Below are 13,570 nucleotides of genomic sequence, written 5' to 3' on the forward strand. Positions count from 1 at the left end.
AAACTAAGTCGTTGATCATTAAGATCAACGGCTTTTTTGATGTCTAAATTACTAATGAGTGTAGTTCTGTAGGCTGTTTGTCATTGCTTCGCTCGCCAAAGCCGCCTGAAGGACACGTTTTTGAACTATAGATTAACCATTGCGATAAAACTGGCAATCTCTAGATAGCTCTTCAACCCAATGACAACCCATGTTATAATTAATTCAAAGTTAATTATTGCTCACCTTTAAACGATAAGTCTAAAGGCCGACCCGTTACCGGAGACGCTGTCTGCCGTTGACGGGTCTTTTAGCAGAGGCTGACGCAAGCGGTTTAAATGGCGTTAATTTGCCCGTTTGCCCAGATTAACCAGAGTTAGGAAATTAATTGTTGGAATGGAGGGCCGACATGAATCGACGAAAATGGCGAATCATCGTTATCAGCGTGTTGGCGTTGGTGATGTTGACCGCTTGTCATAAACAGGTTAAGGTAACGGTGCCGAAAACATCGGCGGCGCAATTTGTGATTCAGTCGCATGATAATCAGTCGGCTCAACAGGCCAAGTTACTCAATCAGTTTGTTGAACAGCGACTGTTAACGACCAAAGGCCTCTATACAAACTATCGCGTACGTAAAAATTCCAAGCAAGTCGCAACCGGCCATGATTTACTGTTAGAATCATCCGGGCTGTGGTTAACGGCCTTGGTTAATCAGCATCGATACGGGCAGTTTCGTCAATTTTACAAAGCAACCAAGGATCAATTTGATCAAGGAAACCAATTTAGCTACCGAATTGAAGAAACCGGGAAAAAGGCTGACGTTAACGCGACGCTAGATGATCTACGGGTCATTCGAGCGCTTCAAACCTACACGCAGTTGACGCATAGTTCAAAATACCGCCATGAAGCAGCCAAACGATTTGCGTTACTCCGGCAAACGGTGATTAAAGATTCAGGTCAGGTGGCCGATTTCTATAATGTGAAGAGCAAGGAAACCAGCAACGATAGTGCCCTGAGCTACTATGATCTCTTGACATTAAAGTACTTTGAATCGGTGTCACCAGCAGAGCAAAAACTTTATCGCAAGCAATTAGCCGTTGTTAAAAAGGGGTACTTAGGTGATGGGTTCCCGTTATACGCAAGTAGCTATAACTGGCAAACGAATCAGTATAGTGCGAAGGCGCTTAATACTTCCGAGATGTTGGAAACGCTGTTGCACTTATCTGAAGTGGGGCAATTAAAGTCACAGTCGCTTTCCTGGTTAAACCAACAGGTGACTCGCAAGCAACTTTACAATGAGTACACCACATTAGGCACGGTGACGGATCGTGATCAGTCGGCCGCTAATTACGCGTTGGCGGCAATGATTTTTGCGAATGCGGGGCATCGGCAAGCCTATCAACGGGCGATGGCGGTGGTTTGGCAGGGGCAAGTGACCGACAAAACCTCACCGATTTACGGTGGTCTTGGTGATGTAAAAACAACTGATGCCTACTCGTACAATAACTTAGTGGGGTTAGTTGCAACGATGTATTAGGACGGTTTTAAATGAAAACGATACTAAGAAAAGGACAACATTATATCTCACCGGAGTTAATGGCGGTAATTTTAGCGGCCATTTTAAGTTGTGTTTTGCTATTTGTGCCGCCAATTAACGGGCTGGCGGATAACGGCGATTTTTACCGGGCAACGTTGAGTAATGGGTTATACCGACTGCCATCGCACGTTAATCAGTATCTGGATTACGTGATTCCGAAATTCGGGATTTACCAGTACTTTAACGAAAATAAGGCTGTGGTGTTAACATCGCAGTCGTTGTTTGTGCGGGCGGCGATTTTACTCAATAAGCTGTTTTACAGCCATACCGTTTTTGATATTCGGTTTTTAGGCGCGATTTACGAGGCGTTTTACCTTGGCGCGATTTACCTGCTGACCAAGTCACTGGTTTATCCGTTTCGTAAGGGGCGGAGTTACGCGGTGGCATTGATCGTGGTGTTTGTGTTTGCGGATTCGTCGTTTACGCTGTACTTTAACTCGTTTTTTGGCGAACCCGAAATGTTTATTGCGGCGCTGTACTCGTTTGCGGCGGTGATGTTGCTGGCTCGGCACTGTTACCAACGCAACTGGCCGTCAGTCGTGCTGTTTTTCGTCAGCACGATTTTCCTGATCACCAGTAAGCAGCAGAACGCGCCGTTGGCGTTGAGTTACATGGTGGTGGCGGCCGGGTTGCTGTTCTTACCGCATTTTAAAGCTCGTAAATTAGCAATCATGCTTGGAATGGGGACGTTGGCGGCTTCTGGGGTCATTATTTACGCGTCGATCAACACCGACTTTAACAACTATAATCTGTACCAGTCGTTTTCACACGGGGTGCTGATGGAAACCAGTGATCCGAGTCATAAGATTGCCAAGGATGGCCAGATGAGTGAGCGGTTTGCGCTGATGCGGTCGCAGGACTACTACGCAAAGACCTTTGATCCGGTCAAGCCAACCGGCAAATTCGTGGAGAACCACCTCCTGAACCATTACAGTATGGGCTGGGTGTTAAAATACTACGCTAAGAATCACCGCCAGTTCCTCAACCTCATGGATCTGGCCTCTAAAGATGTGATGATCACCCAAGTCAAAGCGGTGGGCGATTATCCCGCCAATAGTGGGCATCGGGCCGGTGAGCAGACCAAGTTCTTTACGCTGTATAGTACCTACATGGGGGCCTTTTTCCCGGGTAAGTTTGCGTTTATCTGCTTATTAGCGGTGGTATTCAGCGCGGTTTACGCGGTGAGTGCCTATCTGGACTTTAAAGCGGGCCGAACCATGGGCATTTTGCGTTTCTGCCAGGTTGCGGCTGATGACGATTTTCGTCTTCGTCCCGTTTATCGCGATTATTGGCGACGGCGATGCTGACTTGGCCAAGCACATGTTTATGGCACCGGTCAGCTTGGACCTAGTCCTCGTTCTGTTTGCATCGGACATGCTGAATCACCGACTTTGGCTGACTGAGGAAGGCGGTGAGACGGATGAGTAAACGTGCACTTCGTTATAGCTTAGTTGCCATGATTGCGTTCTTAATTGGTTTTGGAATGGTCCGAAGCCCCAGTGTTCACGCAGCTACCAACGAGCGGGTCTTACTGGTATATGATTCACAAAATACCACGGCAAAGGCCAACCAAAAAATCGCTACCCTCCAACGCGCATTAACCAGTTTGAATCTGCGGGTTAAAACCATCAAAGAGTCGGACTACCAAAGTGGTGAACTTACCGGCTATGACGGGGTGATCACCATGATCAACTGGCCGAAAGCGGAACTGACCAATCACCAGTTTGTGCGTGACCGCCAAAAGTTTAAGGGCATTAAGCTTCATATTGGCGATAACCTGACGTCTGCGGAGGCGGCGGAACTTGGTGTGAAACAGCACCGCATTTATCAACAACAATTGATCCTGAAGAATCAAGGGACGTCGCAACTTCTGCCATTCAGCGAAACGATGACGGTGGTGGATCGCTTGCCAAAAAAAGCCAAAACGATTGGCAAGTTAAGTACCCAGCAGGCAAATCAAAAAACGACCAGTTACGGGCTAATCGTGGGGAAAACCGGGTACCTGCCGTATTTTAGTACCAAGGGACTGAGCTTATTGGCGGCGGTCCAGACGTTGGCGGCACTCTTCGGGCGAACGGCGACTTACCAGCCGTTGTTGACCATCAGCAACGTGACACCGTACTCGCACCTGAAAAATCTCGACCGGCTCAGCCGTTATTGTGAGCGGATGGGCATTCCCTTCGCCATTAGCACGGTATCGGTGAGTCAAAATACCGAGTTGCACGCCTTCAAAGTGTTCGCCGCCTACCTACGACGAGTAGAAGACCGCGGCGGCATCGTCTTTATTCAAACCCCAATCGTCGGTGGCGCCACTGCGGCGAACGCGCAAGAGTTAAACGACATGTTTACCAGTTATCTGGTAAGTTTAGCGCGGTATCAAGTTTATCCGGTGGGGATCAGTGCGCCGGGGTATTGGAACCAAGACCGCGTGTTACGTCAGAATAGCTTGAAGAAGGCGGATCACTGGTTGCTGTTACCGAACACCAGTGACCAAACCTATCTGAAACAAGATGATAATGCGCAAACGGCGAAAATGAGTCTACTGGCAGTTTCGGCGTCATCGTTGAACGACGTGCGGCAAACTGAAAACACCGTCAAGTTTAACAGTCCAACTGCCGTAACCGTTAAGTTGCCAGACACGGCAACTCAAGTGCACAACACCGAACGGCAACTACAGCAACTGAACTATTCATGGTTAGATCCAGCGGTTAATTGGCAAACTGAATTCATATCGGGGTCGACCGATGTTGAGTATCAACGCGGTAATTACCTGTTAAATGGGCAGCGTGAAACGGTGACGGCTGACCACGTGACGACGGCGACCAGTAACAGCGGGACGCCAAACCAACAGGTGCTATTTAAAGGGTTCTTTAAACTGCAAGGGGTGCTTATCGCGGGATTCTTTACGATCGTTTTGGTCGTGATGCTGATCTTTATCTACTTGGGACGCCGAATCTACCGCAATATGTTTAGACGATAGGAGGCATTGTTGTGTCAGTGCTTGATTTTTTCCTCCTGATTGCGATTATTTCAATCTGGGGCATTTTGATTGTCAATCTGATTTTAACCATCGCCGGGTACACTTGGTATTTGAAACAAGCGGGGCAACCGGATCCGGTGTTACCGGATGAGGTACCGTTTGTGTCGATTATGGTGCCGGCGCATAATGAGGGTATCGTGATCGTGAAGACCGTGCTGGCGTTGCTGAGTTTTGACTATCCGCACGACCGTTATGAGATCATTGTGATCAACGATAATTCCAGCGATAACTCAGCGGAACTGCTTGCCAATTTACAGCGCCAGTACGGCCATACCCGTCTAAAGGTGATCAACACCGATAAGACCAATGGCGGGAAGGGCAAATCCAACGCGCTAAATATCGGCTTGAAAACCGCTAAGGGCAGCCTGATCTCAATCTACGATGCGGATAATACGCCAGAGCACGAAGCGTTACGAATCTTAGTGGCGGAACTACTGGGTGACGATCGGTTAGCGGCCGTCATCGGCAAGTTTCGGACGCGAAATAAGAACGCCACGATCCTAACCCGGTTTATCAACATTGAAACGTTGTCGTTTCAGTGGATGGCGCAAGCGGGCCGGCAGCACCTATTTCATCTGTGTACGATTCCGGGAACGAACTACGTGATTCGCCGTGACGTGCTGGAAAAAATCGGTGGCTGGGATGTGAAGGCCTTAGCCGAGGATACCGAAATTAGTTTTCGAGTCTACCAGATGGGGTACCGAATCAAGTTTCAACCGCGTGCCGTCACCTGGGAACAGGAACCGCAGACCTTAGATGTGTGGTTCCATCAGCGAACCCGGTGGGTCAAGGGTAACATCTACGTGATTTTGAAGAACGGCAAGCAGCTGTTTCAAAAGAAAGGTCGCCCAATTCGGTTTGACCTGCTGTACTACTTAACGGTTTACTTTTTACTGATGTCGTCACTGTTGCTGTCCGATACGGTGTTTGTGTTATCGGTAGCGGGAATCGCCCATTCGGACCTGCAGGGGTTCAGCAACGGGCTGTGGTTGTTTGCAATTTTGATGTTTGTGGTCAGCACTTTCGTGACGATCACCACTGAAAAGGGTGAGCTTACGTTGAGTAATCTGTTACTGATCATCTTTATGTACTTAGTTTATAGTCAAATGTGGTTAGCCGTCGCGGCTTACGGAATGGTGGGGTATATTCGTGAACAAGTCTTTCATCAACAAGCAAAGTGGTATAAGACCAAACGTTATCAGTAGACTAATTGTTGCTGTCCTGTTTGGTGTTTTGATGTGGGGTGGGCAAGCCTTGACTGCACAAGCGGCCAACCAAACCTATACGCAGCAGTTTCAAAATACAACGGCGACCCTGTCCGGGAAGTCGGTTGAGACCAACATGTATTTTACCAAAATGGACTACTGGAAAGTGAAGAAGGCGACGTTTAACTTTAACTATCAAATCTCACAGTTAGCGTCGCGGCAAACGTCAGACATTACCGTGTCAATCAACGGGGTCAAGTTTGACTCGTTTCGGCCAAAGGATAAGATGGGCTTTCAAACTGAAAAAATCAAGATTCCACTGGACCTGTTGAGTGGTGAAAACGAACTCCAGATCAACGGTCAGGTGCTGAATAAGGCTGGTAAGGACAATTACGATTTGGCCCAAACACCAGCTAATTGGTTAACCATCAAGGACGGCTCGAACGTCAACTTTGAGTATACCTTGAAGGAAGCCGAGAACACGTTGCAGTCGTTTTACGCTCACTTTTCCGGGCAGGATACGATTGCGAACCAGCGCTCGCGGATCATGACGCCGGATCAGCCAACTGCCAACGAGCTGACGGCTAGCATGACTGCCCTCGCCGGTGAGTCACGGGTGATCAACACCGATAACGACCAAATTCAAGTGGTGCCAGCGTCGAAGGCCAATGTAAAGAAGAACGACTACGTGATGGCGGTGACAACCTACGACCACCTGCCAAGCGACCTGAAGAAGGCAGTGGACGCCAAAAAGGTCAAACATCAAGCGGTGATCCAAACCCACTATACGGGTGGCAAATACTACCTGATTGTCACCGCCCCCAACGGAAAATTACTAAAGCAGGCCGCGCGCTTCGTTGCCAACGAGGAACTGATGAAGGAGACTAATAAGTCGACCGAAACGGTGACGATGGCAACCGCCACCTATACCTCAGTGCTTCAAGACGAGGGGCGCTATCAACTGACTCAGGGCACGGATGAGATCAAGGGCGCCGGTCACCGGGAGACGAGCTACTTTGTGAGTCTGCCCAATGACCGGTCGAACGCGGATGGGTCAGAGATCCAGCTGCATTTTAGATACAGCAAGAACCTCAACTTCAACAGGGCGTTGGTCACGGCTTACGTCAATGACACCACGTTAGGGAGTAAGAAGCTGACTGCAGCTCATGCTAACGGTGATACGTTGACGCTGAAGGTGCCGAAGGGAACGCCGCTTGGCACCAGTTTTACGGTGCGGGTGGCCTTTGACCTTGAAATGAAGGATCAGGATAGCTCGGATAACAGCGACACGCCATGGGCCGAAGTTGAGCCGCAGTCGCGGATGCTGGTGAAGTCTCAGCGGAGTAACGACTTGCTGTTGACGAACTACCCAACCCTGTTTATTAAGAACCAGACGTATAACCAGATTGCAGTCGTGGTGCCAAAGAAGTTTGATGCCACCGACTTCAAAACGTTGACCAACATCTTTAACCTGATTGGCAGTTTTTCAAAGAGCAACACCGGTCAGATCCAGTTCTACACCAAACAACCATCCAAGCACGTGTTGGCGAGCCACAACGTGATCGTGATGGGCTCGCCGAAGACCAACGCGATGGTGAAGGCGTTGAATAACAAGTTGTATTTTAAATACGACAAACACTTCAACGGGTTCCAATCCAACGAAAAGTTAAGCATCGAGCGCGACTACGGCAAAACGATTGGGACGGTACAGTTACTGCGGTCGCCGTATAATCAAAAACGCGGCCTGCTGGTGGTGACCGGCGCAACACCGGAAGCCAGTTACCTGGCATCGACGCAGATCAACTTCCAGAAGAATATCGAGCAGTACTCGGGTGACGCCATTGTGGTGGATGAAAATAACACCCACTACAGTTACCGGTTCAAGAAGGACAAGAACATCGATGATGCATTAGCCCGAAAACGCAGTCTCAGCAGTCATTCGCAGCTATTGTTGTATCTGGGCATCATCGTGGTCGTACTCGTACTGATCAGTCTCGGTGGCTTCTTGATCGTTCGGAAACAGGGTTTACTGAATAGGGGCAACGCATGATCAATAATGACCAACGTGATTCGATTTTTCAGGATGTGGCCTTGCTGGTGTTTTTGCTGCTATTTAGCGCCGTTGCGGTACTGATGACGATCAGTGGCCATTCGTTGGTGAACGTGGTGAGCCTGTTTTGTACGGTCGTACTCCTGATTTTGACCTACTTTTTGGGCTTAATTCCCAGCTTGTTGGCCAATATGGTATTCATTGCGGGTCAGGTGATTTGGACGATTTACCAGTATGGCAATAACCACGGCGTCATTACGTGGTCGCTACTTTTCTGGCTAGTGATGCCAATTTTGCTGTCGTTGTCGTTGTACGCGATGACCCAAACGCAGGTGGCACTGCAACAAGCCAATGGTGATTTGCGAGCCGCTTTAGTTGAACGGGGCGCTTTTGACCAGCAAACGAACCTGCGGACAACCGTAGCGTACGTGGAAGATGCTTCGGTATTTATCGAAACCAATGAACGATTTAAGTTGCCGGTATCGACGGTAATCATTAAGATTCGCTACTTCGATGATATGAAGCGGATGATGAGTGAAAACCAACTAAATGTCTTGTTGCAACTCGCTTCGGAAACGATTAAGGATATTACGCGGGATAACGACATTACGTACTTGGTGGATAACGAAGACCCAACGTGGGCCATTCTGCTATTCTCGGATGAGGAAGGCGCCAACATCGCCGCCGACCGAATCAGAGCGGGCTTCGCCAAGGCGTTAGCGGGCGAAACAAGGTTATCCAGCCTAGCTATTTCGATGGTGGTCGGAATCGCAACGTGGGATCCGGAAGAGATGAATAATCCTTATGATTTGATGAATGCTGGGATTAGGGAGACTCAGTATGATGTGAGTTAGAGTGCGAAGTGAAGCGGTTAGAGAGTGGCGTATAAGCAAAAGACGTGTAAAGTCCTGGGTTTCGGACTTTACACGTCTTTTGCTTATACATAACTCTCTGCTTCACTTCGCACGTTTCGGCGTGGTGGCCGAAAACGGGTTTAGGGTCCTTAACCCAGAATAAAACCCAAACCCCAAGAAGATGCCTCCTCAACGTAGCCGAAACAAACGTAATGGCAAAGCACGTCGCCGAAATTCGGTTGGTAATAGGAGCGGATGGGCTTTGGGTAGTGTTGCTGGGGCGTCCTTGTATGCAACTCTCTGCTTCACTTCGCACGTTTCGGTCGTGGTGGCCAAAAACGGGTTTAGGGTCCTTAACCCAGAATAAAACCCAAACCCCAAGAAGATGCCTCCTCAACCGAGCCGAAACAAACATAGCATTAAAGCACGTCGCCCAAATCCAGTTGGTAATAGGAATGGACAGACCTTGGAACAGTACTCTTGAGCGTCCTTGTATGCAACTCTCTGCTTCACTTCGCACGTTTCGGTGTGGTGGCCGAAAACGGGTTTAAGGTACCTAATCCAGAATAAAACCAAAACCCCAAGAAGGCGCCGCCTCAACCGAGCCGAAACAAACGTAGCATTAAAGCACGTCGCCAAAATTCAGTTGGGAATAGGAAAAAAGCAGAAATGAAACGAAAATTATCGAGCAACATCTATAAACGCAAATTCAGACCACCCAAAACAAAGCTCAACATCCCAATCCCGCATTTTCCGTCCCCAACCCCCAATATCCCACTCAGAATCCCCTAATCACCATTTGCATTCCGAACACTAACTGAATTAACTGTTAATAACGTTCACATTCCATCACGACTTAAAGCGTTTTACTGAATTTTGATTTGAATTTAATGGAAAAATCGAACGAAAATAATAATAGTTTGATGAGAATACTTGCTTTTTGTGAAAACGGCTGGTATATTACCAAACAATACCAAAAAAATTTAAATACAGGGAGCGTTTATTTCAAATGACTACTAATTGGGATACAAAGTTTGCAAAACAAGGAATTACGTTTGATGATGTGTTGCTCATACCAGCGGAAAGTCATGTGTTACCTAATGACGTCGATTTGCAGGTCCAATTAGCCGATAATTTGAAATTGAAAGTGCCATTCCTCAGTGCCAGCATGGATACGGTCACTGAATCGAAGATGGCGATTGCCATGGCCCAAAACGGTGGCCTTGGCGTTGTGCACAAGAACATGAGTATCGATGCTCAAGCCGGTGAAGTGGCTAAGGTGAAGGCCGTTGCTGCTGACCAAATCGATACCAAGCACGCCGCAGTTGATGACCAAGGCCGGTTATTAGTGGCCGCTGCTGTTGGGGTAACGTCTGATACCTTTGACCGGGCCCAAGCATTACTAAATGCCGGTGCCGATGCCATTATCATTGATACGGCTCACGGTCACTCAGCTGGCGTTCTTCGGAAAATCGCTCAAATTCGCGATAAGTTCACCGATGCTACTTTGATTGCCGGGAACGTTGCCACTGGTTCTGGGACCCGCGCATTATTTGAAGCCGGCGTTGATGTTGTCAAAGTTGGGATCGGCCCTGGTTCAATCTGTACCACTCGGGTCGTTGCCGGTGTTGGGGTGCCTCAATTAACTGCCATTTACGACGCAGCCGAAGTGGCCCAAGAATTCAACAAGCCAATCATCGCTGATGGTGGGATCAAGTACTCTGGTGACATCGTTAAAGCCTTGGCAGCCGGTGGCAACGCCGTTATGTTGGGGTCAATGTTATCCGGGACGGATGAAGCCCCTGGTGAAGTCTTTGAAGATAACGGCAAAAAGTACAAGACTTACCGTGGCATGGGTTCGTTAGCCGCAATGTCACACGGTTCAGCTGACCGTTACTTCCAAGGTGGCGTCAACGAAGCCAACAAGTTAGTGCCAGAAGGCATCGAAGCCCGAGTTGAATACAAGGGTAGCATCGATGATATTATCTTCCAAATGGTCGGTGGTCTTCGTTCAGGCATGGGTTACACCGGTTCCAAGACGGTTCAAGACTTGATCGACAATGCCCAATTTGTTCGCATCTCAAACGCCGGTTTAGTTGAATCGCACCCACACGATGTGCAATTGACTAAGGCAGCGCCTAACTACAAATAAAGTAAACTGAAACATAATTCAATTTTCAGCACTTAACTGAAAGTGAGTTATAGGATGACGAATAACGTCACTAGTTCCTATTTGGGAATTAGTGGCGTTATTTTTTGTGCGTCATCTTAGTTCATGGTTGGCTGCAAACGCTGTGACGGCCAGCATGAATCGAATTTTGAAAAATAAATAAATTAATTACAATAAACAAATTTGTTATGAAAGCCAAATTTACCCTTTAAATTAGAATCATTCTATTGTATACTAAAGGCGATCAAACAAAGGAGGGCATTAGTTATGAGTTTAGTTGGAAAAAAAGTCGAGGCATTCAAGGCACAAGCGTACCAAAATGGTGAGTTCATTGAGGTTAATGATGCAGATTTAATGGGGCATTGGAGTGTCGTGATGTTTTACCCGGCAGATTTTTCGTTCGTTTGCCCAACTGAGTTGGAAGACTTACAAGATCAATATGCGACGCTACAACAAATGGGGGTCGAGGTTTATTCAGTTTCTGAAGACACCCACTTTGTGCACAAGGCATGGCATGATGAGTCCGAAGCAGTTGGAAAGTTACAATATGCAATGATTGGTGATCCATCACACCAATTAGCGCGGATGTTTGACGTTTTCGATGAAGAACAGGGATTAGCGCAACGGGGGACCTTTATTTTAGACAAAGAAGGGGTTATTCAATCACTCGAAATCAACGCTGATGGCATTGGCCGGAATGCGAGTGAATACCTCGACCGAATCAAAGCGGGTCAGTACGTTGAAACCCACCCAGGCGAAGTTTGTCCTGCCAAGTGGAAGGAAGGCACCGCAACCCTAACCCCAGGACTTGATCTTGTGGGGAAGATTTAACATGTTAACAGATATATTAAAACAACAATTATCGCAGTATTTAACCTTATTAGTGAAGCCAGTCGTGTTCACGTTGGATGCTGGCGCTGGTCAAAATGGCGAACAAACGCACGCTTTTTTAACCGAAGTGGCGGCGCTGTCGGATAAGCTGACGGTACAAACCGGTCACTTGAAACGGCAACCAAGTTTTACCATTGACTTGGCGGATGGTGAACCCAGCGGTATCACGTTTGCTGGAATTCCTTTGGGACACGAGTTTGAATCATTCGTACTCGCACTGCTCCAAGTTTCAGGACATGCACCAAAGATGTCGGCTGAGTTGCGGCAACGCATCGAAGCCATCGATGAGCCGTTACACTTTGAAACCTTTGCGAGTCTGAGTTGTCACAACTGCCCAGACGTTGTGCAGGCGCTGAACATGATGAGTGTGCTGAACCCGAAGATCACCCACACGATGATCGAAGGCGGTATGTATCAGGCCGAAGCAGAATCGCGCAACATCATGGCCGTGCCAACGGTGTTCTTAAACGGACAGGAGTGGCATAGTGGTCGTGCAACGTTAGCGGAATTGGTCAACTTAGCCGTTGGTCAACCCGCAGTCGCACCGGTTTCAACGGCGACCCAAGAACAACTTTACGACGTTTTGATTATTGGTGGTGGTCCGGCTGCTGGTGCCGCTGCCGTCTATGCAGCGCGGAAGGGGTTAGCGACAGCAGTTGTCGCCGATCACTTCGGCGGTCAGCCTCTCGAAACGGTCGGCATCGAAAACTTGATTGGCACCGATTACGTGGAAGGCGAACAACTGATGCAACAGATTCAAGCTCAGTTGACCAAATACCACGTGACGCTGATCGACGGCCAAACGGTGACGGCCCTGCAGCCAGGAAGTCCGGTGACGGTGATGTTAACTGGCGACAATCAGTTACGCGCCAAAACGGTCATCATCGCAACTGGTGCGCAATGGCGTCAGGTTGGCGTGCCAGGTGAAACGGAATTTCAAAATCGTGGCGTGGCCTACTGCCCGCACTGTGACGGTCCCCTGTACCGGGATAAGGCCGTTGCGGTGATTGGCGGTGGTAACTCTGGCGTTGAAGCGGCGATTGATTTGGCAGGCATTGCCAAACACGTTACTGTGCTGGAATTCGGCGCAACGCTATCAGCTGATGCCGTGTTACAGCAGAAGTTGAAGACGCTAGCGAACGTGGACGTTGCAACGAGTGCGAAAACCACGGCGATTACCGGCGATGGTCGGGTGACTGGCTTGCAGTATTTGAACCAAGCCGACCAGACCGCACAGCAGCTCAACGTTGACGGCGTCTTTGTCCAAATTGGGTTGACGCCCAACACGAACTGGTTAGGTGATACGGTTGCTCGGAACCAACACGGTGAAATCATCGTGGACCGTTCTGGGGCTACTAACGCCACCAACGTTTTTGCGGCAGGTGACTGCACGGATTCAGCTTACAAGCAGATCGTGATTGCGATGGGTGCTGGCGCAACGGCCGCGCTTGGGGCGTTTGATGCGTTGGTGCGGCAGACGGCTGATTGAGTTTGATTTGATATTATAAAGACGTTATAAGAAAACAGCTTTACGAATTTCTGAGGTTTAGGAATTTGTAGGCTGTTTTTTTGTTTGATAACTGGTGAGTGGAGTGAGCTGGAAAGTGATGGTGGCGACGTTCATTGAGGCGACGTTGTTTTCGGCGCTTGGGGATTAAACCATGAAATTTTTTAGTTATCCTTGTGGAAGAGGAAACTTTTCAGTTTTTAGGACACCGCGCCGAAACGCGTTGGGAGAAGCAGAAGGTTATGTGTAAGGTAGTTCAAGCGAAACTGCCTAAAAA

At 48.5% G+C, this 13,570-nt stretch carries 10 protein-coding genes; all 10 read left to right on the plus strand.

From position 1 onward, the window contains the following. Positions 1-388 precede the first annotated feature (388 nt). The 10 genes from JCM2765_RS14025 (at position 389) to ahpF (ending at position 13,275) form a co-directional block, all read left to right on the plus strand. Positions 389-1,516, plus strand: a complete 1,128-nt coding sequence (locus JCM2765_RS14025) for a hypothetical protein (RefSeq protein ID WP_054737267.1) — start codon at positions 389-391, stop codon at positions 1,514-1,516. Positions 1,517-1,527: 11 nt separating this feature from the next. Further along, complete coding sequence (wsfD, locus tag JCM2765_RS14030; protein ID WP_225352113.1) at positions 1,528-2,883, plus strand: glycan biosynthesis hexose transferase WsfD; 1,356 nt, start codon at positions 1,528-1,530, stop codon at positions 2,881-2,883. Then, complete coding sequence (locus JCM2765_RS18370) at positions 2,828-3,004, plus strand: YfdI family membrane protein (RefSeq protein ID WP_225352114.1); 177 nt, start codon at positions 2,828-2,830, stop codon at positions 3,002-3,004. The genes wsfD and JCM2765_RS18370 overlap by 56 nt, the downstream gene beginning before the upstream one ends. Then, complete coding sequence (locus JCM2765_RS14035) at positions 2,997-4,556, plus strand: hypothetical protein (RefSeq protein WP_054737268.1); 1,560 nt, start codon at positions 2,997-2,999, stop codon at positions 4,554-4,556. Before JCM2765_RS18370 ends, JCM2765_RS14035 begins: the two co-directional genes overlap by 8 nt. 11 nt (positions 4,557-4,567) lie before the next feature. Further along, a complete protein-coding gene (locus tag JCM2765_RS14040; protein WP_173585557.1) occupies positions 4,568-5,821 on the plus strand; it encodes a glycosyltransferase family 2 protein in 1,254 nt (417 codons plus the stop codon). 31 nt (positions 5,822-5,852) lie between these two features. Beyond that, a complete protein-coding gene (locus tag JCM2765_RS14045) occupies positions 5,853-7,871 on the plus strand; it encodes a cellulose biosynthesis cyclic di-GMP-binding regulatory protein BcsB (protein WP_054737269.1) in 2,019 nt (672 codons plus the stop codon). Then, positions 7,868-8,725: a diguanylate cyclase domain-containing protein gene (locus JCM2765_RS14050; RefSeq protein ID WP_054737270.1), complete on the plus strand. Its 858-nt coding sequence runs from the start codon at positions 7,868-7,870 to the stop codon at positions 8,723-8,725. Before JCM2765_RS14045 ends, JCM2765_RS14050 begins: the two co-directional genes overlap by 4 nt. A 1,009-nt stretch (positions 8,726-9,734) precedes the next feature. Then, positions 9,735-10,877, plus strand: a complete 1,143-nt coding sequence (guaB, locus tag JCM2765_RS14060; protein WP_054737272.1) for an IMP dehydrogenase — start codon at positions 9,735-9,737, stop codon at positions 10,875-10,877. A gap of 285 nt (positions 10,878-11,162) precedes the next feature. Then, positions 11,163-11,726: an alkyl hydroperoxide reductase subunit C gene (gene ahpC, locus JCM2765_RS14065; protein ID WP_054737273.1), complete on the plus strand. Its 564-nt coding sequence runs from the start codon at positions 11,163-11,165 to the stop codon at positions 11,724-11,726. A 1-nt stretch (position 11,727) separates the two neighbouring features. Continuing rightward, entirely contained in the window at positions 11,728-13,275 is a 1,548-nt protein-coding gene (gene ahpF / locus JCM2765_RS14070) for an alkyl hydroperoxide reductase subunit F (RefSeq protein WP_054737274.1), read from the plus strand. Positions 13,276-13,570: the final 295 nt, after the last annotated feature.

The organism is Secundilactobacillus similis DSM 23365 = JCM 2765, assembly GCF_001311075.1.
Classification (GTDB): Bacteria; Bacillota; Bacilli; order Lactobacillales; family Lactobacillaceae; genus Secundilactobacillus; species Secundilactobacillus similis.

Excerpts from the sequence above, each read along its gene's own strand:
- JCM2765_RS14045 (WP_054737269.1), top strand. The coding sequence starts at position 5,853 with ATGTGGGGTGGGCAAGCCTTGACTGCACAAGCGGCCAACCAAACCTAT.
- JCM2765_RS14050 (WP_054737270.1), top strand. The coding sequence starts at position 7,868 with ATGATCAATAATGACCAACGTGATTCGATTTTTCAGGATGTGGCCTTG.
- ahpC (WP_054737273.1), top strand. The coding sequence starts at position 11,163 with ATGAGTTTAGTTGGAAAAAAAGTCGAGGCATTCAAGGCACAAGCGTAC.
- JCM2765_RS14035 (WP_054737268.1), top strand. The coding sequence starts at position 2,997 with ATGAGTAAACGTGCACTTCGTTATAGCTTAGTTGCCATGATTGCGTTC.
- JCM2765_RS14025 (WP_054737267.1), top strand. The coding sequence starts at position 389 with ATGAATCGACGAAAATGGCGAATCATCGTTATCAGCGTGTTGGCGTTG.
- JCM2765_RS18370 (WP_225352114.1), top strand. The coding sequence starts at position 2,828 with ATGACGATTTTCGTCTTCGTCCCGTTTATCGCGATTATTGGCGACGGC.
- wsfD (WP_225352113.1), top strand. The coding sequence starts at position 1,528 with ATGAAAACGATACTAAGAAAAGGACAACATTATATCTCACCGGAGTTA.
- ahpF (WP_054737274.1), top strand. The coding sequence starts at position 11,728 with ATGTTAACAGATATATTAAAACAACAATTATCGCAGTATTTAACCTTA.
- guaB (WP_054737272.1), top strand. The coding sequence starts at position 9,735 with ATGACTACTAATTGGGATACAAAGTTTGCAAAACAAGGAATTACGTTT.